16 protein-coding genes and 1 pseudogene are annotated in these 22,361 nt (G+C 38.9%); 4 read left to right on the top strand and 13 right to left on the bottom strand.

Translation table 11 applies throughout. The features are described 5' to 3' along the window. Positions 1 to 12: 12 nt before the first annotated feature. On the bottom strand, positions 13 to 759 hold the full coding sequence (gene fpr, locus LDL57_RS15270) for a ferredoxin--NADP(+) reductase (RefSeq protein ID WP_180559050.1): 747 nt from the start codon (positions 757 to 759) through the stop codon (positions 13 to 15). A 321-nt stretch (positions 760 to 1,080) separates the two neighbouring features. Here fpr and emrD point away from each other — a divergent pair, with 321 nt between their 5' ends. After that, entirely contained in the window at positions 1,081 to 2,253 is a 1,173-nt protein-coding gene (emrD, locus tag LDL57_RS15265) for a multidrug efflux MFS transporter EmrD (protein ID WP_180559049.1), read from the top strand. Positions 2,254 to 2,287: 34 nt separating this feature from the next. Here the strand turns inward: emrD and LDL57_RS15260 are convergent, their stop codons facing one another. The 4 genes and pseudogenes from LDL57_RS15260 to LDL57_RS15245 form a co-directional block, all read right to left on the bottom strand. Next, entirely contained in the window at positions 2,288 to 3,046 is a 759-nt protein-coding gene (locus tag LDL57_RS15260; protein ID WP_180559048.1) for a PA14 domain-containing protein, read from the bottom strand. Between the two features lie 279 nt (positions 3,047 to 3,325). After that, entirely contained in the window at positions 3,326 to 6,937 is a 3,612-nt protein-coding gene (locus tag LDL57_RS15255) for a M66 family metalloprotease (RefSeq protein WP_225506612.1), read from the bottom strand. A gap of 326 nt (positions 6,938 to 7,263) precedes the next feature. Next, positions 7,264 to 8,788 (bottom strand): annotated as a pseudogene (glpK, locus tag LDL57_RS15250) (glycerol kinase GlpK). 48 nt (positions 8,789 to 8,836) lie between these two features. Further along, entirely contained in the window at positions 8,837 to 9,649 is an 813-nt protein-coding gene (locus LDL57_RS15245) for an MIP/aquaporin family protein (protein WP_180559045.1), read from the bottom strand. A 329-nt stretch (positions 9,650 to 9,978) separates the two neighbouring features. Here LDL57_RS15245 and zapB point away from each other — a divergent pair, with 329 nt between their 5' ends. Next, positions 9,979 to 10,221 carry a cell division protein ZapB gene (gene zapB, locus LDL57_RS15240; protein ID WP_180559044.1) on the top strand — a complete coding sequence of 81 codons (243 nt, stop codon included), beginning with the start codon at positions 9,979 to 9,981 and terminating at the stop codon, positions 10,219 to 10,221. Between the two features lie 122 nt (positions 10,222 to 10,343). On the opposite strand, the gene rraA is transcribed toward zapB, so the two are convergent. From rraA to priA, 7 genes are all read right to left on the bottom strand, one after another. After that, positions 10,344 to 10,862 carry a ribonuclease E activity regulator RraA gene (gene rraA, locus LDL57_RS15235; RefSeq protein ID WP_180559043.1) on the bottom strand — a complete coding sequence of 173 codons (519 nt, stop codon included), beginning with the start codon at positions 10,860 to 10,862 and terminating at the stop codon, positions 10,344 to 10,346. 109 nt (positions 10,863 to 10,971) lie between these two features. Continuing rightward, positions 10,972 to 11,895, bottom strand: a complete 924-nt coding sequence (locus LDL57_RS15230) for a 1,4-dihydroxy-2-naphthoate polyprenyltransferase (RefSeq protein ID WP_180559042.1) — start codon at positions 11,893 to 11,895, stop codon at positions 10,972 to 10,974. Between the two features lie 90 nt (positions 11,896 to 11,985). Then, positions 11,986 to 13,317, bottom strand: coding sequence for an ATP-dependent protease ATPase subunit HslU (gene hslU, locus LDL57_RS15225; RefSeq protein ID WP_225506602.1), 1,332 nt, complete (start codon positions 13,315 to 13,317; stop codon positions 11,986 to 11,988). Positions 13,318 to 13,327: 10 nt separating this feature from the next. Beyond that, a complete protein-coding gene (hslV, locus tag LDL57_RS15220) occupies positions 13,328 to 13,858 on the bottom strand; it encodes an ATP-dependent protease subunit HslV (protein WP_180559040.1) in 531 nt (176 codons plus the stop codon). 119 nt (positions 13,859 to 13,977) lie between these two features. Further along, positions 13,978 to 14,724 (bottom strand): SPOR domain-containing protein, encoded by a 747-nt coding sequence (locus tag LDL57_RS15215; protein ID WP_180559039.1) that lies wholly within the window; start codon positions 14,722 to 14,724, stop codon positions 13,978 to 13,980. Positions 14,725 to 14,794: 70 nt separating this feature from the next. Then, positions 14,795 to 15,823: a DNA-binding transcriptional regulator CytR gene (gene cytR, locus LDL57_RS15210; RefSeq protein ID WP_180559038.1), complete on the bottom strand. Its 1,029-nt coding sequence runs from the start codon at positions 15,821 to 15,823 to the stop codon at positions 14,795 to 14,797. 189 nt (positions 15,824 to 16,012) lie between these two features. Next, positions 16,013 to 18,202 carry a primosomal protein N' gene (priA, locus tag LDL57_RS15205; RefSeq protein WP_180559037.1) on the bottom strand — a complete coding sequence of 730 codons (2,190 nt, stop codon included), beginning with the start codon at positions 18,200 to 18,202 and terminating at the stop codon, positions 16,013 to 16,015. Between the two features lie 224 nt (positions 18,203 to 18,426). Here priA and rpmE point away from each other — a divergent pair, with 224 nt between their 5' ends. Next, positions 18,427 to 18,642 carry a 50S ribosomal protein L31 gene (rpmE, locus tag LDL57_RS15200; protein WP_180559036.1) on the top strand — a complete coding sequence of 72 codons (216 nt, stop codon included), beginning with the start codon at positions 18,427 to 18,429 and terminating at the stop codon, positions 18,640 to 18,642. A 174-nt stretch (positions 18,643 to 18,816) separates the two neighbouring features. On the opposite strand, the gene metJ is transcribed toward rpmE, so the two are convergent. Next, positions 18,817 to 19,134, bottom strand: coding sequence for a met regulon transcriptional regulator MetJ (gene metJ / locus LDL57_RS15195; protein ID WP_180559035.1), 318 nt, complete (start codon positions 19,132 to 19,134; stop codon positions 18,817 to 18,819). Positions 19,135 to 19,554: 420 nt separating this feature from the next. Between metJ and LDL57_RS15190 the strand changes: the two genes are divergently transcribed. Then, on the top strand, positions 19,555 to 21,996 hold the full coding sequence (locus tag LDL57_RS15190; RefSeq protein WP_180559034.1) for a bifunctional aspartate kinase/homoserine dehydrogenase II: 2,442 nt from the start codon (positions 19,555 to 19,557) through the stop codon (positions 21,994 to 21,996). Positions 21,997 to 22,361 lie beyond the last annotated feature (365 nt).

Genomic DNA, 22,361 nt, shown 5'->3' with positions numbered 1-22,361 from the left:
TTTACTTTCTGCTTACCAATACTGTTCACTAGTAATTTGTCCTGCTTTACGGCGTAAATGTTTATCCATCCCTCTTTGTGTTTTTAGCAGCTGTTGGGTGTCTTTAACCATGTTTGGATTACCACAAAGCATAACATGGCTAGTTAAGGGATCAATTTTTGCCTTTACTGCTTGTTCTAACTGTCCGCTCTCAATTAGCGCTGGAATACGACCAGTCAATGAGCCAGTTTGGTTTTCTCGACTGACAATGGTTTGGATCTTCAATTTTCCCTGATATTTTTTCTCAAGGGTTTGCATTAATGCTAAGTAACTCAGATCTTCAGCGTAGCGTACCGCATGTACCAGGATGATTTGATTAAAGCGCGCTAAATTTTCGCCTGATTGTAAAATAGATAAGAAAGGTCCAATTGCGGTACCTGTCGAGAGCATCCATAGGGTTTCACAATCAGGCAGTTCTGCTAATACAAAAAAACCGGCTGCGTCTTCAGTGATATAGATGGGATCACCAGGTTTTAATGCGGCAAGATGTGGACTGAGTTTCCCTTCTGGTACGGTGACGAGATAGAATTCTAATTGATTATCAAAGGGATCATTAACATAAGAATAGGCGCGTTGGATACGCTGGCCATTGATTTCCAGCGCAAGTTTAGCAAATTGTCCAGCAATAAACGGTTTTATTGGCGCTTCGAGGATCAGACTAAATAATGAGTCTGTCCATTTGTGGTTTTTAATAATTTTTCCTGTTACCCAATTTGCCATATTATTGGCCTCCCAATGTGTCAAATAAAGCATTAATTCTTGGTCATATTATGTCAAATTTAGGCAAAACCATTATCGATAATGTGTTTTAACTATTTAATTAAATTATGTCTCTTTCATTATGATATAAAATTGTACAGTTATCTTTACAAAATAAGTCAATGGGATTCGGCAAGGTGGGTAAATAATTTAATTGCTTAACTCGAATTTTTTTTTAAATTTGTTAGATTAATTGATATTAACGCATCGATTTGCTGGGGCAGTTTTTCTTTATCCCCTAATTTATTGTAAACTTTTTTAATTAATTGATTATTATATAAAATGAGAAAATTAGAACACTTCAATTTGCTATTTATGCTTATTGCTTTAATTGCTGTCGGCCAGATGACGCAGACAATTTATGTCCCGGTTGTTGCAGAAATTGCTGCTTATTTTGGTGAACCTGACGGTGCAGTACAAAGCGTAATGGGCGCTTATCTGCTATTTTATGGTTTTTCACAACTATTTTATGGACCGATATCCGATCACATTGGTCGTCGTCCTGTTATTTTAGTTGGCTTAATTATCTATTTGATCGCCACCCTAATAGCGATTTTCGCGCCTTCATTGCAGATCTTAATTATCGCAAGTGCGCTGCAAGGCTTAGGGATCGGTGTTGCTGGCGTAATGGCAAGAACCATGCCGCGTGATCTCTATATTGGAACAGCCTTGCGTTATGCTAATAGCATATTGAATATGGGAATATTAGTAAGTCCGTTATTGGCACCTATGATTGGCGGAGTGATCGCCTATTTTTTAGGCTGGCAGGCAACTTATATTTTCCTGTGTCTGTTAGGTGGTTTTGTCTTGATCAGTATGTGGAAATGGTTGCCTGAAACATGCCCACCTGCTTCTGAAAAAAGAAATATGCTTTCTGCTTATTATGCATTGTTATCAAATCTTACCTTTGATGCTTACCTGGTAATATTGATTGGCGGATTGGCCGGTGTTGTGGTATTTGAATCAAGTAGCGGCGTATTATTGGGAGGCGTATTAGGTTTTAATAGTATTACTGTCAGTATTTTATTTATTTTGCCTATTCCTGCGGCATTTTTAGGTGCCTGGTATGCCGGACGTGAAGGAAAAACTTTTTCTCAGTTAATGTGGCGTGCAGTATTTTGCTGTGTTGCTGCGGCAATTATCATGTGGTTACCAGGTTGGTTTGGATTTATGAATGTGTGGTCATTATTGATCCCTGCCGGACTTTTTTTCTTTGGCGCAGGTATGTTATTTCCATTAGCAACTACCGGAGCCATGGAGCCTTTTCCTTATTTAGCGGGGGCAGCTGGGGCACTGGTTGGCGGTTTGCAAAATGTGGGTTCAGGCGTGGCAGCTTGGCTATCGGCACATTTACCCCAAACTGGACAATTTAGTTTGGGGATGTTGATGTTTGTTATGTCTATCCTTATTTTATTATGTTGGTTGCCGCTGGCATATAAAATGGATAAAAAATAATTACCCATTTAATAAATATATTTAGAGAATAAAATTAATCGAATATGGCTTCTGTTACACAATGGCAATATGATTTTGGTTGGTGAGAAACGCGCTCGTTAAGCAATGTAGCAGTAATTATTTTTTCTTTATTGTGAGAGAAGCGCTGATCTGCCAGTAATTCAGCTAATACGGCTCTATCTTTTTCTGCTGTATCAATTGATTTTGCTGCTTTGTTTTCTCGGTTATCAGCGGTTTGTTGTTTAATTGAGGGAGTGACCGTCATCTGCTCTTGGTTATTGGTAATATCTGTCAGCGCTGTTTGACTATTATCGTCGTTATAAAGAATATGTTCTTCAATATCTAAAATGGAATGATTGGGATTGAATAATTGGATTGGGGTGAAAGTATCGGATGGTTTTATTACAGTGGCTGCTGGCTCCATAGTTAACTGTAAGGGCTTAGGTAGCCAATCGCTAGGATAACTTTCTGATGGATTAATTGGCATCGCAATGAGATTTTCTTTTGGTATCGGCTGGTAGTTTTTTTCTCCTTCTGGCAGCCAGGTTAATTCTATAGTGTCCCAATATTGATCACCAACAGTGTGACTATTGGTGCTCCAGAATAGCCAAATGGAATAATGTTTGCCGGCTTCCAGATAAATTGTTTGGTAATCTCGGTAGTCGAGTGTATGTGTTCGATTTTTGTCTTGAATATAAACCCGCCCTATATCATCAGCTTTAAATCTTAAATAATAATGCTTGGTTTCTGTTGGCGCCAAAAAGCCAGAAAAAAGCCATAATGTGGGTTTCAATTGTTCGCCATTTAACACGTTAGACTTAAAATCGGCATCAAATTGGTCAAACTTTCTTTTTCCCAACCAATATTTGGGCGAGTCTGCTTGCCACTGTTTGGCATAAAGAGGAGCTTTATTTAACCAATTCTTTTTATTTAATAGTTTATCAAATTGGGGTTGTGTCAGGCTTTTGTTACCTAAGTCTAGCTGACTGAGCTCATAAATGCTTAAATTTAATCCACCCTGTTGCGATCGCTTGGGAACCTGATAGTGGTGTTTAAAAATTTGGCTTAATCCTTATGGATAAGTTATGGTTGCAGTAATGGTTGTTGCACCATGGCCAATTAATTGGCCGTGATGGTTAATAACTTCAGGATCAGAGGAATGCCAGTTAATCGTTCCTTGTTGAAAAGATTCAGGCAACGTTAATGATTCTGTTGCAATAGTTTTTGTCTGTTGCTGACGTGTATTAAAAAGATGTGAATAAACAACATCTTCCCGGGGAAGTGTCAGCGGAAAAATTTGCTTTTTGCCTACTTCTCCTTCGAACCATTCGGCTTTTAATGCACTGGCCGGACGATATTGTGTCACTTTTACTTTATCATTTACATTAATTAATTTATCTCCTGTTGTGATTGACCAGTTAATTGCTCTACCTTGCCAGTAGCTAATTAAATGCAATGGATGTGAAATGCTAAATTCACTACGATGATCAAATAGTGTATTAGCAAGCGCATCAGGATTAATATAACGATAAACAGACCGATCACTCAATTGGCCTAAGGGTGCTTCAAGAATCTCGAAACGCACCAGTTCCCCTTTATTGGCAATATGTAAGCTTAACGATTGTACTGAAGTTGCCGGTATTTGCAGTAACTCGGTCAATAATCCTTGCTCTGTGGCATAAGTGACTTTCAATGCATAGGGATAATTTGGCTGTAGTGGACGCCCTTCTCCAGTGAGTAGATTATGGTAGGGTTTAGGAAGATTGCCTTGGGTGCTAAAAACCGTTAGCTGATTTTGTGGGTGTGGTTCTGTATTTAGTTTTAGTGTTTGTCCATTCTGTTGTACCAGATGACCGGTGAGCCAATAAACGGGTTGATTATGCTGATAAGCAACGGTTTCTTCACTAAATTTATAGTTTTTATGATTATCCTGTGTCACAGTAACCCATCGCTGAAGAGTGTCGTCCCATACTTGATAGTAACCATCCCCGGCAAATCCACCATCTTCACTATCTTCACCACTGATCTGATTGGGATACCATTGATATTGCTGTTTGACAAATTGATAATTTTTCAAAGTATTATAATCAGAAAAGAAGGCAAATACCTGCCCTGGTAATCGTGAACCTAAGCTACTATTCATTGGATCAGTATTAGGGTAGTAATTATGGTTTTTATCAATAGAAAAGTTTGGCAAATATTGTTGAGTCACTTGATTATAACTCCAACTTGCTTGATAGCCTGATTTATAGGGGTAGTGAGGATCGCTTATGTTATGGGGAAGATCCATTGCGTGGCCGATTTCATGAATGAAAACACCGGCGCTCGCACTACCCCCACCTTGCTGAGCACCGCCTAAACCACCATAAGGATCGGGAAAGAAGGCAACATAGCTGATTTCATTATTACCAACATTAGCTCGCCGTAAACGGTAAGCTAAATCATAGCTGGCTGAAATAGCACCTTTAAATCCGCCATTACCGGCATGAGGATCACTGCCTGGTTCGGTTTTATTGCCGGTATAAACGGCATAAAATCCGTCCTTAAAAGAAACAAATTGGTTAAAAGAGACACCAGGGTAGGAATAAAGGTTTAATTGTTTGATTGGTAGTCCAGCGACTATAGCATTTCCCCATTGATCAATCGGGTCATCAATAGTCCAGTCATTGTCAATATGGTGTGCTATTCGCATGATACGCAGAGGCAAATTTAGATCAGCACCAACTTTAGGTTGAAATGCAAACGTTTCTTCCTGGTAATGAGGTAAAGCAAGGGGTTGGCCATTGGCTGTCAGAGTAATCGAAATTCCCGGTTTTATCCATTCTTCTTTGAGTGGGGCAATATAACTGTCTTGATCGTTATGACCCCTTTGGCTAGCAAGATGATCCTGTCTGGGTAAATCAAGCGAGGTGGGTAACTTTTTTTCGCCGGTTAATAGAACACGTCCTAAATCGAGACCGTCGGCGTCATGAACGATAGCGGTAAAATCTGGCGCTGGCGCGCCAGAGGCGCTACTGGCATTAAGTTTAATTAGTGCCCAACGATTTTGGATAAGTTGCAAATACGGATCTTGAGGACGAAGAACATGGGTTTGTGCAATAAAAACATCATCTAGCTTAAAATCAGCAGGAATAGGCTGCTGATTAGCGATAGGTTCTTGATAATCAGGTGTTTTGAGTATGAAGGTTTTAACGGTTGGAAAAAAAGGAATGGGTGGCTGATCGTGTTGTAAAATGACTGCAATAGGAGGGCTGGTATTACCCTCTTTATCGATAGCATGCAGATGAAATTGATCATACCCCTCAAAACTCTCATCGTCAGCGGGTTGATATTCCCATTGTCCAGTTGTGCCATCAATTTGTGCTGTACCGAAATGAGGCGCTGCCAGTAATTGCCATGACCACTCTTCATTGATCATGGATCCTGGTAGTTGACCACGGATAATACCAAGTTTGGCTTGGGTAGAATGGTTATTAGGGGTGGCAATATCGGCCATTTTTATTAACTGATCATAGCTACGATGGGTTTGTAATACAAAGTTGGTTATCTGACGGCCTTGACGATCACTGATTGCCAGATATTCACCGTTACTGTTCCATTGGATCTGGATATCATCACTAGCCATTAGTTTGTTAAGTTTGTTTTTTAATATTTCTGCCAGCTGTTGATTATCAAATTCAGGAGGAAGTTCTAAATTAATATCGGTAAAGAAAAGCGGGGCATTTTCCGCAGTTCCATTTATAGTAAAAGAAAAATGGGTTATTCGATGGCGTTGTGCAGTATTGTAAGCAAGGCGATAGTTCGCAGAGCCAGAGGGTAAGAGCTTTTCCGATAAAATAATCGGTGTGATAGCGGCGGTTTTACCTAACACTAACGTTTCAATAGTTCGTTGTTGCGGGTCGGTAATGATCAACTGGCGATTATGGTAAGTCACTTGCACACCCATCTGTTCAGGTAAATGGCGATTGATATGCTTTTCCATAGCCGCAGCCAGTGTGGTACCTGAAGTAATATTTTGCAGTGGCATATAGGCAAGATCTAATGCTAAATTACCTGCTCTGTCTCGCATACGAATAGAAAAAACCTTGGCTTGACTAGCTACTTGATCGGTAAAATTGAGCATTTGATAAGCAAAAATCATTTTTTGTTGCTTAAAATGCCACTTTTGGTTAGCAAAATTATTGGATGATATTGAAGACGTTTTTGTTGGAAAGGTCGGAGATGCCCTTTTATTACGACTCTTAATCTGATCTTGCTGGTAGTTCAATTCGGTCAAAGTAAATTCTTTATGCCATAAGGGAGTTTCTGTTTCACCATAAACGGTTATTTCCACCGGAGTAGCTTGATTTATTTGCTCTATAAACGGCAGATTTAATTGCCAATTGCCTTTTTGATCATATTTAACATGATAATATTGATTGCCATATTTAATCTGTATAAAAAGCAAATTAGTTTGGGTGTTTACAGTTAGTGATCCAGTGGTGAATATTTCACTTTCTAATGTAGTGGAAATGATATTTTTACATTGATTGGGATTGTTATTAAATTTTTTAAATGAAGTCCGACAAAGTGAAATATTACCGGATAAATTTATATACTGATTTTTTTTTTGTAATAATAAATTTTTTATATTGACCTGTAATTGACTATAGTCTTTTGAAGTAATAAAAGGATGGTTATTCATAATTTATTTTATTGGGTTATTTAATTAATAATCAATCAGATACATCGAAAATCAATATTCGATGAGATATTTGCAGGCAAAATTATAATTGAATGGCTAATATTTTATTTTTTCATAATATACACCTTAAAAAAATAATCACTGCTTGCTATTTTTTATATTATAGGCATAAAAATGACAATTAAAATAACTTGTTTTTTTTAATCTTAGTGAGGAATTATATATTTTATTTTTTATTAATTATTTGTATAGAAGTGATAATGTTTTTATATAAAATAGCAGTAATAATTTACTGCTATTTTATTATTTATCGATCTTAATTGGGATTAATTGTGTTCTTCCCAATCTTTAGCACGAGAAACGGCTTTCTTCCATCCGTTATATTTATAGTTACGTTCAGTGGTTTCAATTCCTGGCGTGAAGGTTTTTTCAATACGCATTTTTTCTTTAACTTCATCCAAATTTTGCCAGAAGCCGACCGCCAGTCCGGCAAGTAAAGCGGCACCTAATGCAGTACTTTCACGAATAATCGGACGTTCTACGTAAGCACCTAGAATGTCAGATTGAAACTGCATCAAGAAATTATTGGCAACAGCACCGCCATCAACACGTAATGAACTCAGGCGCGTGTCAGCATCTTTCTGCATCGCTTCGAGGACATCACGAGTTTGGTAGGCAATAGATTCTAATGTTGCACGAATAATATGGTTACGATTAGCACCGCGGGTTAAGCCAAAAATCGCACCGCGAGCGTAGAGATCCCAATAAGGTGCACCTAAACCAGTTAGCGCAGGTACCACATAAACACCGTTATTATTTTTGACTTTATTAGCAAAATATTCAGAGTCGTTTGCGTCATCAATCAATTTCAGTTCATCACGTAACCATTGTATAGAGGCACCCGCCATGAATACCGCACCCTCTAGCGCATAGTTCACTTCACCATGTGGCCCACAAGCAATGGTAGTTAATAAACCATGATCGGAAATTTTGGCTTTTTTACCAGTATTCATTAATAGGAAGCAACCGGTTCCATAGGTGTTTTTAGCCATGCCCGGCTCGATACACAGTTGGCCATAAAGAGCAGCTTGTTGATCACCCGCCATTTCAGCTATTGGTATACGTGTTCCCCCTTTACCACCAATGTTGGTTTGTCCATAAACTTCTGATGATGGGCGGACTGTTGGTAGTATGGCGCGTGGAATATTGAAAGCATCAAGGATTTTTTGATCCTAATCCAACTCATGAATGTTAAATAACATCGTGCGAGATGCATTAGTATAATCAGTAATATGAACACGCCCTTGCGTCATTTTCCATACTAGCCAAGTATCGATAGTGCCAAAGAGTAACTCACCATTTTTTGCTTGTTCATAGGCTCCATCAACATTCTCCAAGATCCATTTAAGTTTGGTGCCGGAGAAATAGGGGTCAACTACCAGACCCGTATTTTTACGAATATATTTCTCCAATTCTGGGTTATCTCGCTTTAGTTCGGTACAGAAATCAGCAGTACGACGGCACTGCCAAACAATGGCATTATAAATGGGTTTGCCGGTTTCTTTCTCCCAAACAATGGTGGTTTCTCGTTGATCAGTTATGCCAATACCGGCGATTTCATCACTGCGGATATCCGAAATTGCTAATGCTTCAGCTAAAGTAGCACTTTGCGTGGCCCATATTTTTATTGGGTCATGTTCTACCCAACCTTTTTGGATAAATTTGAGGAAATTCACGCTGAGAAATATTAATAATATTAGCTTCATGATCAAAGATAATGGTGCGCGAACTAGTAGTACCTTGATCAAGTGCAATAACATATTTTTTTTTTGTTGGTGTTTCAGTTGTCATAATAATTGTCCAATTTACTTCATAATATATTTTTGATTATTTTTGCGTTTATTTTTTGTTTTGATTTGTCATAGCAGGTAAATGGTAGCCAATCAGTTTGCGATAAGCAAAAGCACCGATAATCGCACCAACAAAAGGTGCTGTTAAAGGGATCACAAAATAAGGGAAGCTACGTCCACCGGTTAAGGCAATATCACCCCAACCAGCGAGATAAGCCACTAGCTTGGGACCGAAATCGCGAGCAGGATTTAATGCGAAGCCGGTCAGTGGGCCAAATGAACCACCAATAACCGCAATTAGAATACCAATAAGTAGCGGTGCTAATGGGCCACGAGGTATGCCATTGTTATCATCAGTTAAACTTAATATCATACAAACCAAAATAATAGCAATAACAACTTCAACCACAAATGCTTGTAGGACGCTAATTTGCCCTGCCGGGTAAGTAGAAAAAATGCCCGCGGTGAATAAGCTTTCCTGTGAACCACGTACTATTTGGTGTACTTTTTCATAATCTAGAAATAGTTCGAAGTACAACCCATAAACGAGAGCGGCCGCGACAAAGCCTCCCAACATTTGTGCAATAATATATGGTAGTACTTTTTTTCTATCAAAATGGGCAAATAACCAAAAAGTAACAGTAATAGCCGGATTTAAGTGGGCTCCTGAAATACCTGCCGTAAGGTAAACGGCCAGAGCCACGCCAAACCCCCAAATCATACTGATTTCCCATAAACCTAGTTGTGCGCCAGCTATGCGTGTGGCTGCGACACAACCCAAACCAAAAAATACAAGTAATGCGGTACCTAAAAATTCAGAGATACATTGACCTGTAAGCGTAGGTGAAGTAGTTTTACTCATATGTTTATCCTGCAAAAAGTATGAATACTAAGCAATAAAATTTGTCTTTCTTTATTATTTCCTGAGAAAGCTCTGAATCAATTTATCGTTAAATGAACGTAAACGGAAATAAAGGATCAAATATTGTTGGATCACGTCAAAAAAAAAAAATGAGCGAAATCGCTCTGATAAAGTGATCGAACTGACATTGTACTTGATGTATTTTTTTGCAATTGGTTGGATAAATAGAAATAATTAAGGTTAGATCGGCATTTATCGAGAGCTTTCAACTAGACAGGCGTAAGAAGGCTACTTACAATCGTAGCATTGCTAAAAAAGGGGACGAAAGAATGTCATTTGAAGTTTTTGAAAAATTAGAAGCTAAAGTTCAACAAGCTCTAGAAACTATTGAGCTTTTACAGATGGAAGTTAATGAACTTAAAGAGAAAAATAATAATTTGTATCAAGAAGTCGCGAGTGCTAAAGAAAAACATGGAACATTAGCTCATGAAAATGAGAATTTAAAACAAGAACAGCATGCCTGGCAAGAGCGTTTACGCGGTCTATTAGGTCGAATGGAAGATGTTCAATAATCGTCCAATATTTTATTGCATTAGATAAAAATAGCAATGAGGGCAAATTTTGTTGCCCTTATTGTTACTTAATCGATAGATATTGAATAATACAACAATCTTTGCTTCCAGCTGGCAAGGTATTAGTCTTCAATATCTTGATCGTTATTTGGCTCATCGTCTAAAAGTAATGGATGCTCGGAAAGAATAATACCGGTATTGTCTGCATATAAATAATCTTCTGTAAAGAATGTAACGCCGCCAAAATTGACGCGTACATCACTTTCTCCGGTACCGTCATTGGTACAACCTACAGGGATGGCAGCGATGGCTTGAATACCAATATCTAATTCTGCTAATTCATCAACCTGACGTACTGCGCCGTAAATGACAATGCCTTCCCATTGATTTTTCATGGCAAACTTTGCCAATTCAGCATCAATAAGCGCTTTACGCACAGAGCCTCCACCATCAACTAATAGGATCCGACCCTCCCCCGGTTCTTCTAGTAAATCGTAGATGAGGCCATTGTCTTCAAAACATTTGACTGTCACGATTTGACCACTAAATGAAGTACGTCCGCCAAAGTTTGAGAATAAAGGTTCTACCACATTGACCTCTTCTTGGTAGATATCACACAGCTCGGAAGTATCATATTTCATAGGATTTCGGTCTATTTAAGTACACGGGAAGTTCAGTATATCTCTATCTGGTTGTTTTTTGCAAAAACATAGCTCATAAAAACACTGAGAAAAATCAAAATGACAATAATTAATTTAAAATAAGTCCAACAGAAAATAGAATATTGGTCAGTAACGCCGCTTTTACCATATTTTCCAATAAAGGTTTCACACCCTCAGCTGTAGTATCATAAATAACTTTCTTTATATGGTTTAATAACATCGGTATAGCGAGTAAGAATAACCAACCCGTCCAGTGTTGAATATATAGCAGGCTAAAGAGTATTAAACAGAAAATTGCGATTAAGATGAGTGCAGCATGATACTGTCGGGCGCCCTTGGCGCCTAATCTAACCGCTAAGGTATTTTTACCCGCTTTAATATCATTTTCTATATCGCGCATATTATTAACATTGAGTACAGCTACTGACAGTAATCCACAAGCAGTTGCTGGCAATAATGTCATCAAAGTAAAGTGGTTAGTATGTAGATAATAAGTTCCGATCACACTCAACCAACCAAAAAAGATCAGCACTGAAATGTCGCCCAGTCCCAGATATCCATAGGGTTTTTTACCCACAGTATAAGTAATAGCGGCTGTTATAGCGATAACGCCAAGTATCAGAAAACCAATAATATCCTTTGGCGTTCTCGCAGCGACTATGATCAGGCTTAAGCCAAATAAACAACAAATAATGATAGTGATTTTTAGGGCAACTTTCATTTCGGCTAGGCTAATAATTCCTTTTTGTATACCTCGTAATGGCCCTAATCGTTGCTCGGTATCACTGCCTTTAACCGCATCACCATAATCATTCGCCAAATTAGATAGAATTTGTAGTGCAGCCGCAGTAAGTAGAGCTAATAATCCAATCGAGAGAGTAAAAGCGCCAGACCAATAAGCTAATGCAGAACCCGTTATAATCGGCGCAATACCTAAGGGAAGTGTTTTAGGGCGTAAACTTTCCAGCCACGCTTGTATTTGGATAGGGTTTCTTGATGTGATTAAATTCATGTAATTAATCCACAAGTATATCGTTATAAAAATAATGGGAGGCTTAGCCCCCCATGCAAGATTATAATCAGCAAAGTTAACGACGCTAGATTATAAAATAAATCGACTCAGATCTTCATCTGCAACGAGTTCATCCAGATGCGTAGCAACGTAATCAGCATCAATGATAATGTCTTGACCATTGCGTTCACTGGCATCGAAAGAGATATCTTCCATTAATCGCTCAAGAACGGTATGTAAGCGACGAGCACCAATATTTTCTGTTTTTTCATTAACTTGCCAGGCTGCTTGAGCAATTTTGCCAATACCTTCTGGCGTAAATTCAATTTTTAAACCTTCGGTTGCCATCAATGCTTTATATTGTATAGTTAAAGACGCATTTGGTTCAGTTAAAATACGGTTAAAGTCTTCTGCCGTCAACGCTTGGAGTTCAACTCTGATGGGTAATCGGCCTTGTAACTCCGGAATCAAATCAGATGGGCTCGCAACCTGGAATGCGCCAGAGGCGATAAATAGAATGTGGTCAGTTTTTACCATACCATGTTTAGTAGAAACGGTGCAGCCTTCAACTAAAGGTAGCAAATCACGTTGTACCCCTTCTCTAGACACATCTGGGCCAGAAGTTTCGCCACGTTTGCAGATTTTGTCAATTTCATCGATAAAAACAATGCCGTGTTGTTCAACCGCATCAATTGCTTGCTGTTTTAGTTCTTCTGGATTAACCAGTTTTGCTGCTTCTTCTTCTATTAGTATTTTGAAGGCTTCTTTGATCTTCATCTTACGGGGTTTATGTTTTTGCCCGGCTAGATTTTGAAACATAGATTGCAACTGGCTGGTCATTTCTTCCATGCCTGGAGGCGCCATAATTTCGACACCTACTGGTGTAGTAGCAACTTCAATTTCAATTTCTTTATCGTCTAGCTCACCTTCTCTTAGTTTTTTGCGGAACGATTGACGGGCAATAGAGGGTTCTACATGGGGATCAGGTAGTCCCCAATTATTTTTAGCTGGTGGCAATAAAACATCAAGAATACGTTCTTCGGCCAGTTCCTCGGCACGGTAACGGTTTTTTTCTATAGATTGCAGGCGTACCATTTTTACAGCAGCGTCAGTTAAATCACGGATAATAGAATCAACCTCTTTACCTACATAACCGACTTCAGTAAATTTTGTTGCTTCGACCTTGATAAAGGGAGCGTTAGCCAGTTTTGCTAAACGACGAGCAATTTCAGTTTTACCAACACCTGTTGGACCAATCATCAAAATATTCTTTGGTGTTACTTCTTGGCGCAATGCTTCATCAAGTTGCATACGACGCCAACGATTACGTAGCGCAATAGCGACAGAACGTTTTGCTTTGTCTTGACCAATAATATGATTGTCCAATTCACTGACAATTTCACGAGGCGTCATTTCAGACATGTTTAAATCCTTAAGATTTTGAAGAGAGTTCTTCAAAGTTAAAATTATGATTGGTATAAATACAGATATCACTCGCTATATTTAACGCTTTTTCTGTAATATCACGTGCGCTCATTTCTGTATTTTCCAACAGGGCACGCGCAGCGGCTTGTGCATAAGCACCACCAGAACCAATAGCGATCAAATCATTTTCTGGTTGAATAACATCTCCATTACCTGTAATGATCAATGAGCTGTTTTCATCTGCAACAGCTAAAAGCGCTTCAAGTTTTCTCAGCATACGATCAGTACGCCAATCTTTGGCCAGTTCAACAGCGGCTTTGGTTAGATGTCCTTGGTGAAGCTCTAGTTTACGTTCAAAAAGTTCAAACAGTGTAAATGCATCAGCAGTACCGCCTGCAAAGCCCGCAATAACTTTATCATTATAAAGGCGGCGCACTTTACGGACGTTGCCTTTCATGACGGTATTACCCATCGTCGCCTGTCCATCACCACCAATTACAACATGGCCATTACGGCGAACACTTACGATTGTAGTCATGAGTCAGCCCTTGGTTATTTTATTAGGGGAGTATGTAAACATACTTTTTAGTTTTTTTATTACATAAAAAGTCTGTATTTACGCTATTAGGAATGTAAATGGGGGATAATAATCATTTTTCAACCCTTACTTGTACGAAGAATACAGCCAGATAAGCCGACAGATTTAGCTCGGTCACGTATTTTTTCTGCTGTTTCTTTGTTGTAAGGCCCAAGGACGACACGATGCCAGTCATCTGTCGAACTAATTCTACTTTCTAAACCTGCGAATGCCAGATTAGCTTTAATTGATTCTGCTTGCTCCAGGTTTTTAAATGAACCACATTGTACCACTATTTTTTGTTGGCTATTGGTTGGTTGCTGAAGCTGGGGTGCGGGTTTTAACCGCAGAGGTGATTCTATTGGCGGGCCATTAATGATGACGCGTGAGCGGGGAACATTATCATTATTAGGTACTTCGGATAGATTAGTGACAGGATTGCGTCTATCCGCATCAATCTGCTCCAGAAGCTGACGTTGTTCATTGGTTAATTCAGTTGTGTTATTAATATTTGATTTAGTTGAGCGATTAAAGTTTGGCAGATCAGTGCCCCGCTTTTCCAGCTCTTTTATATAGCGCCATCGTTCTTCTGGCTTAGGAGGTAGACTGCTGACTGGCTGATTGGTGTTTGGTGTGATTGTTCTGTTAAGCACCGGAACGCGTTTATTTTGCGTAATGAAATATAAACCGCCAATAAAGATAACGACGATGGCAATAGCGACAACAAGGGTTGTTTTTGGCAATCCTTGATTTGATTTTTTCTTGCCTGAATGTTTATTTTTGCGGGACGTTGTGCGTCCTCGTCTTACGTAATCTTTTTGTGCCACTTTTCAATTCGCTGATTAATAAAAAAGTTACATTAATTCATTATAGGTTACTTAACCTAATCACTTTTGACTAGTTTGTAGGTGGACAAACACTATCACAGATAATTAAATGGCAGTCTAGCAATTTTGCATTTTTATCTATTCTATGGCCTTGAATTTTTGCTAAAAGTAGTAACATTGCTTGGCGACCAATTTCAAAGCGAGGTTGCTCGATTGTAGTAAGAGCGGGTTCGCTATATTGTGCAAAGTTGAGATTGCCAAATCCAATAATAGATACATCTTTTGGTAATGTTAGCCCCATACGTTTGGCTTGCCATATAGCACCGATAGCCATAATATCATTATGGCAAAAAATTGCGCTAGGTGGCTTAGGTAATGCAAAAAGTTTTTTTATGCCTCCAGCTCCACCTTGGTAACTAAAATCACTGTTAATAATATATTCCTGTTGCACTTTATTACCTGCCCGCTGTATCGCTTGAATGTAACCCTGCAAACGATATTGGCAAGACAGAGCGGTTTCTGGGCCTGTTATGCAAGCAATATATTTATGACCCAGTTTTTGTAAATAGTTAATTGCGTTAAAAGAGTATGTTAGATTATCAATATTTATAGTAGCAAGTTTGAATTCAGGTACAAATTCATTTGCAACCACTATCGGTGGAAAATCTTTTGCTTTTCTATTGGTGAGTGTAAACGGAATATTAGAATTGAGTAACACGATGCCATCAATTTGTTGGCTAATAAATATATCAATAAGTGGGTGTTGTTGTTTTTGATAATGTTTACAATCACCAATTAGTACCATATATCCTTGTTCAGCAGCCACTTGCTCAATACCACTAATAATATCAGGACAAATAGGGTTGGTAATATCGGGTATAGCGACAAAAATAGTTTTAGGTTTGCTTGATTTTGTATTTTTTGTCAGACAAAAGGCATCATAACCCGTTTTCGACGCAGCTTGTTCAACTTTCTGGCGCGTCTTGGCAGAAACTTGATCTGGCTTGGTCAGTGCGCGTGAAACGGTTGCAGTAGACACTCCGGCTGCGTTAGCAACATCCTTCATCGTTGCGTTGTGGTGATTGATCTTTTGTTCCATAGCGCCACCTCGCGTCCTTAATTAATAATAGCGTCGATTTAATCTTTGCGTTTACTTATTTTAAGCACGTTAGCCGCCAAATTTTTAAATAAATTTCTCTGAATTATTTAATTAGATTTATTTATAGATTAGCTTCGCATAAAGCTAATTTTATTTGATTCAATAGGTGTAGATGAGTAATTGCAACGACTAATTTTCGGTCGGGTCTACATCAATATTCCATTTTACTTTTCGACTTTCAGGGTAGGCCATAATTTCAGGTAATATATGCGAAAGAAATTGTTGTAAATAGGAGCGCGAAGGATGTTGCAACAGTAATTGCCAACGGAAACGGCCTGCCCGTTTAGCCTGGATTGCCGGTATAGGACCCAATAACCAAAGTTGCGAGTCGCGCATGTTATGTTGTTCTATATATTGGCGAAGCTTGTTTAAAAAATTAGGTGCAGTCTGGTTATGGTGATCTTCTGAACGGATCATGACATGACTGCTATGTGGTGGCAAAAAAACATCTCGTCGTTCCGCTAGTGTTTCTGCTGCGAACGCGTTATAGCCTTTTTCTAATAGTGTCGATAATAATGGATGTTCAGGGTGGTAGGTTTGTAGGATCACTTCGCCATGCTTACCGGCTCGCCCAGCCCGTCCAGATACTTGGATATAAAGTTGAGCAAATCTTTCTGTCGCCCGATAATCACTGGAAAAAAGTGCGCCATCGACATTCAGTAGGGCAACCAGAGTAACATCAGGAAAATGGTGTCCTTTTGCGAGCATTTGGGTACCGATCAAAATCCGAGCACCACCTGCATAGACAGTTGCTAGCTGTTTTTCTAATTCCCCTTTACGCCGAGTGGTATCTCTGTCAATGCGGGTAACCGGTATCTCAGGGAAAAGCTGATTAATCGCCTCTTCTAACTGTTCAGTTCCTAAACCGACAGGCAGCAGATGCGTAGAGCCACAGTGTGAACATTGTATTGGGATTGGCAGTTGACTATCACAGTGATGGCAACGAAGCTGACGTTGATGATGGTGTAATGTGTAATAACGATCACACCGTGAACACTCAGCAATCCAGCCACAATCATGGCAAATTAATGTTGGTGAATAGCCGCGGCGATTTAAAAATAGCATCACCTGATTATTGGCTGCCAAATGATCTTCCATACGCTGAATTAATGGTCTGGACATACCATATTTTAATGGCTGGCCTTTTAAATCGAGTAAATGTTGACTTGCCGGTTTAGCGTTTCCAGCGCGTTGGGTGAGATCTAGACGGTGATATTTTCCTTGCTCAATATTATAGAGACTTTCTAACGAAGGTGTTGCTGTTCCCATAATAATGGGAATGTTCTCTTTTTTGGCACGCAAAACAGCCAGATCACGGGCATGATAACGCCATCCGTCTTGTTGTTTGTAAGAGTTATCGTGTTCTTCATCAATAATGATTAAGCCAAGATTAGCAAAAGCTGTGAATAATGCGGAGCGTGTACCAATCACAATCGCACTGTGTCCTTTTTGTGCACGCAACCAGACCGCCAGTCGCTCACTATCATTTAATGCAGAATGTAGCACATCCACGGGAGCATTAAATCGCTCACTAAATCGTTGAATAGTTTGCGGGGTAAGACTAATTTCGGGCACCAGGACTAATGCTTGTTTACCTTGCGTTAAAACATTTTCAATGACACTGAGATACACTTCTGTTTTACCAGAACCCGTTATGCCCATTAATAACCAAGGCGTAAATGTTGGCTGAGAACTTATAGTCCCTACCGCAGTGGACTGTTCTAGATTGAGTTTTGGTTTTTCACCACAGATGTGAAAATCAGCATGCCAACTTTCCATTTCTGGCTGGATGGCTAATAGTTGAATTAAGTTTCTCTTTTTTAGTGCTTGTAGCGCATTTTCACTCAATTCATATTCTACTATTTGGTGTCGATAAAGGGGTTGTTGCTGTAATAATGCGAGTGCCTGTTGCTGTTTCGGTGCTCGTTTAAGCTGGTTTAGGGCAAAAATTTTACCCTGCTCAGTGATTTGCCACTGCCATAGCGGAGAAAATGTTGCCGCTTTGCCTTGCCGTAGTAAAACCGGTAGTGCATGAAATAGGACTTCACCGATCGGATGATGGTAATACTGAGAGGCCCAAAGGAGTAATGACCATAAACTATCTGAAAATAGTGATTCTTGATCTAAAACTTGTTCAATGGTTTTTAATTGTTCACAACTGAGTTTACTATCTTGATTATGCGATAGTACAATACCTAAGATAGTACGCTTACCAAAAGGTACCAATACCCGGCAACCTTTAATGGGTAAAGGAAAATTGGATTGGTAATCAAAAGCGCTCATCAGCGGAACAGGGAGCGCCACTTGAACAATAGCCATTATTAAATGTTCCTAATTATTGTCATACATGTTATTTATAAGACATAAAAGCTAGAGTATCACATTATTTGAATAGATTTCATTGCGCTATAAGCAGATTTTCTGTATGATCCGCCACCTTTATTAGTAATCTTGATGGTTACTAATCACTATTGTTAATCGATTTGACGTATGGTGTCTAGCGTTAGGGTTAGATAGCGATACGGCCTAACTAGAGGTTTTCTATGAAAAAAGATATTCATCCTAAATATGAAGAAGTTACTGCGACTTGTTCTTGCGGTAATGTAATGAAAATTAAATCAACTGTTAATCATAATCTGAATTTGGATGTTTGTGGTAAATGCCATCCATTCTATACCGGTAAACAGCGTGATGTGGCTTCTGGTGGCCGCGTTGATCGCTTCAAGCAGCGATTCAATATTCCAGGCATGAAAAAATAATAATCGCTCAATGATACAAGCAAAATCATGCTTATAATATAGGAGTAACACTTCGCTTAATATCGGAGTGTTACTGTTATATAAAACTAAAATAATTCAATTAATAAACAATTAAACCAAGACCATTTTTGCAAAAACTTTAATTATTTACTCTTTGAAAAATAAGGAAAATAATTAATATTCCCAAGTGTCTGGATCAATACCTCTTTGGCGCATAATGATTTTTGCAGCTTCTGGAATTTCATCATCACGCTCTTTGCGTAAATCATCATCATTTGGTAACGGTTGCCCAGTAAACGCGTGTAAAAATGCTTCACAAAGCAATTCACTATTTGTCGCATGGCGTAAATTATTAATTTGTCTACGAGTGCGTTCGTCTGTCAAGATTTTAAGTACTTTTAATGGGATAGATACTGTGATCTTTTTTACTTGCTCGCTTTTTTTACCATGTTCAGCATAAGGGCTAACATAATCACCATTCCACTCAGCCATGGGATACCTTAAGTTAAGTCAATCAATAGAAGAATTTATTTAGTTGCTGTATAAATATAGCCTTAGTTGGCAAAAATTTGTTTAATAAGTTTCTAATATTCTATTGTTTATTGTCATTTTTTAATATTGATAATTATCCCACTACTTGATTTAAACGTAAAGTATTTTGGATTTCCAGATGTATTAACATCTTGATGTCCATTTGGTTATGTTTGATTAGCTTTTCAATTCTTTTAGTGAATGGATATTATGTTAGCTAAACCAACAATGTTAACCATATGTCATTGGTTAAGTGCTATATTAGCAGCGCATTATTTGATGTAAGCTAGCAACTACCAATAAAAAATTATTAAGTTTTTCAGTAGCTATTGAAGATTAGGTAACGCGTTTCAGCGAGTAGCGAAGAGGTAACTTTTTATCATGAATGCAGTGACAGCGAGAGCAGTAAAATATCACCATCGTCAATTACATAAATTTGGTGGTAGTAGTTTAGCTGATGTGAAATGTTATCAGCGAGTGGCTAATATTATGGCAAATTATAGCCAGCCAGGTGATTTAATGGTGGTATCTGCGGCAGGAACAACAACCAATCAGTTAATTGATTGGCTGAAGTTAAGTCAAACTGATCGTGCTTTAGCCAGTCAGGTACAGCAGTCAATACGCCGTTATCAACAGGATCTTATTATTGGGCTATTACCAGGCACAAAAGGGCAGGTATTAAAGTTAGCTTTTTTAGCTGATCTTGATCGCTTAAGCACCTTAGTCGAGAAAACTATTCATGATGATATTTATGCAGAAATTGTTGGTCATGGAGAAATTTGGTCTGCGCGTTTAATGTCCGCGGTATTGGAAGAATTTGGTTTACCAAGTCATTGGTTAGATGCACGACTTTTCTTGCGTGCAGAATTTGCTGCTCAACCCCAGGTAGATGAAACCCTCTCACGCCCATTATTACAACAGCTTTTGCAACAACATCCTAATAAACGGTTGGTGGTGACTGGTTTTATTGCCCAAAATAAACAAGGTAAAACGGTATTATTAGGGCGTAATGGTAGTGATTATTCAGCAACCCAAGTAGGAGCATTGGCGGAGGTTAATAAAGTAACTATTTGGAGTGATGTTGCTGGTGTATACAGTGCTGATCCGCGCAAAGTCAAAGATGCTTGTTTGCTGCCATTATTACGCCTTGATGAAGCCAGCGAATTAGCGCGTTTAGCCGCACCGGTACTTCATACTCGCACGTTACAGCCAATTTCTGTCACTAATATTGATTTACAACTTAGATGTAGTTATCAGCCTGAACAGGGTTCGACAAAAATAGAGCGTGTTTTGGCATCAGGTACGGGTGTCAAAATTGTTACTAGCCATGATGATGTTTGTCTGGTTGAATTAAACCTGGCAAATCAGCAAAATTTTAGCCAAATCTATAAAGAGATCGATTTATTGCTAAAGCGAAGACAGTTGCGGCCATTAGCGACTGGCTTACATCCAGATCGAAAATTGATCCAGTTATGTTATACCTCAGAGGTTGCCGCTAGTGCTCTGGCAGTATTGAAGGAGATGACGGTAGTAGAAGATTTATCATTACGTGATCAATTTTCTTTGGTTGCCCTTGTCGGAGCCGGTGTGGGTAAAAATCCGCTGCATAGTCATCGTTTCTATCAACAATTAAAAGATCAACCGGTTGAATTTATTTGGCACTCTGAAGAAGAAATAAGTCTGGTAGCTGTTTTACGCGCGACTCAAACATCACATTTAGTGCAGGGATTACACCAGAGCTTATTTCGGGCGGAAAAACGTATTGGCTTGGTTCTGTTTGGTAAAGGTAACATTGGTTCTCGCTGGTTGGAATTGTTTGCCACCGAGCAAAAAACAATTTCCGCCCGTAGTGATTTCGAATTTATTCTCGCCGGGGTAGTTGATAGTTGCCGTAGCCTGTTAAATTATGAGGGCATCGATCCAAGTAGAGTATTAGCTTTTTTTGATCATGATGCAACAATACATCAAGATGAAGCACTTTTACTCTGGATGCGGGATCATCCGTTTGATGATCTGGTTGTACTGGATATAACAGCCAGTGACCTATTAGCAAAAAGCTATCTTGATTTTGCTAGTTATGGTTTTCATCTAATCAGTGCCAATAAGGTATCTGGTGCTCTGTTGAGCGATGACTACCGTCAGATCCGTGATGCTTTTGCAAAAACAGGTCGATACTGGTTGTATAATGCGACAGTCGGGGCTGGATTACCAATAAATTATACTGTACGTGATTTAAAAGAGAGTGGTGATAAAATCCTTTCTATTAGTGGTATTTTTTCTGCTACCTTATCTTGGTTATTTTTACAATTCGATGGCACGGTACCGTTCAATCAATTGGTAGAACAAGCTTGGCAGCAAGGCTTAACCGAGCCAGATCCACGAATTGATCTCTCTGGGCAAGATGTAATGCGTCAATTGATCATTTTGGCACGGGAAGCGGGCTATGAAATTGAACCTGAACAGGTGCGGGTCGAGTCATTAGTTACAACTGAAGCGGCAACCGGTGATCTGGATGAGTTTTTTGAAAATAGTATGGTCATTAATGAACAAATGGCACAACGTCTCCAGGCTGCTCAGGAAATGGGCATGGTCTTGCGGTATGTTGCTCGCTTTGATGCCACAAAGAAACGAGCCAAAGTCGGCGTTGAAGCTATTATGCCTGATCATCCTTTGGCAGCTTTGTTACCGGGTGATAATGTTTTTGCCCTTAAAAGTCGTTGGTATCGTGATAATCCATTAGTAATCAGAGGCCCAGGTGCTGGACGTGATGTGATGGCGGGTGCAATCCAGTCTGATCTGAATCGTTTATCACAATTACTTTAATCGCCATAATAATGGCATAGTCATCGTGCTTCCGTATGCATTGATAGCCAACAAAAGCAGAGGCGTCATTACTCTGCTTAGTTGGGTCACTTGTACTGGACAGTTAATAATATTAGCTAGTCGTTCATCTAATAATATGCTGGAATTGCTCCCTAGCTTGAACTGAAATACGCTTCATAGTGGCAATAAGTCAATTATAAACTTTTATAAAGATGCCATACTTTTTGATATAGGTTTAGGTTTGATGATAAAGCCAATATCCGTTATATCATAAGAGAATGGTATTATTTCGCTATTCTGTTATTAGCGTGGAAAGGGTAATTATCTACTGATAAAACTGTTTCAACTTATATAATGCATAAATA

The sequence above is a fragment of the Arsenophonus apicola genome (assembly GCF_020268605.1).
GTDB lineage: Bacteria > Pseudomonadota > Gammaproteobacteria > Enterobacterales > Enterobacteriaceae > Arsenophonus > Arsenophonus apicola.
The sequence above is the reverse complement of the archived record's forward strand: the minus strand, read 5'-3'. Positions and strand labels throughout refer to the sequence as shown.

Bases quoted from the DNA above. Each gene is read 5' to 3' on its own strand.
- fpr (WP_180559050.1), bottom strand. From the start codon at position 759: ATGGCAAATTGGGTAACAGGAAAAATTATTAAAAACCACAAATGGACA.
- emrD (WP_180559049.1), top strand. From the start codon at position 1,081: ATGAGAAAATTAGAACACTTCAATTTGCTATTTATGCTTATTGCTTTA.
- LDL57_RS15255 (WP_225506612.1), bottom strand. From the start codon at position 6,937: ATGAATAACCATCCTTTTATTACTTCAAAAGACTATAGTCAATTACAG.
- LDL57_RS15245 (WP_180559045.1), bottom strand. From the start codon at position 9,649: ATGAGTAAAACTACTTCACCTACGCTTACAGGTCAATGTATCTCTGAA.
- zapB (WP_180559044.1), top strand. From the start codon at position 9,979: ATGTCATTTGAAGTTTTTGAAAAATTAGAAGCTAAAGTTCAACAAGCT.
- rraA (WP_180559043.1), bottom strand. From the start codon at position 10,862: ATGAAATATGATACTTCCGAGCTGTGTGATATCTACCAAGAAGAGGTC.
- LDL57_RS15230 (WP_180559042.1), bottom strand. From the start codon at position 11,895: ATGAATTTAATCACATCAAGAAACCCTATCCAAATACAAGCGTGGCTG.
- hslU (WP_225506602.1), bottom strand. From the start codon at position 13,317: ATGTCTGAAATGACGCCTCGTGAAATTGTCAGTGAATTGGACAATCAT.
- hslV (WP_180559040.1), bottom strand. From the start codon at position 13,858: ATGACTACAATCGTAAGTGTTCGCCGTAATGGCCATGTTGTAATTGGT.
- cytR (WP_180559038.1), bottom strand. From the start codon at position 15,823: ATGGAACAAAAGATCAATCACCACAACGCAACGATGAAGGATGTTGCT.
- priA (WP_180559037.1), bottom strand. From the start codon at position 18,202: ATGGCTATTGTTCAAGTGGCGCTCCCTGTTCCGCTGATGAGCGCTTTT.
- rpmE (WP_180559036.1), top strand. From the start codon at position 18,427: ATGAAAAAAGATATTCATCCTAAATATGAAGAAGTTACTGCGACTTGT.
- metJ (WP_180559035.1), bottom strand. From the start codon at position 19,134: ATGGCTGAGTGGAATGGTGATTATGTTAGCCCTTATGCTGAACATGGT.
- LDL57_RS15190 (WP_180559034.1), top strand. From the start codon at position 19,555: ATGAATGCAGTGACAGCGAGAGCAGTAAAATATCACCATCGTCAATTA.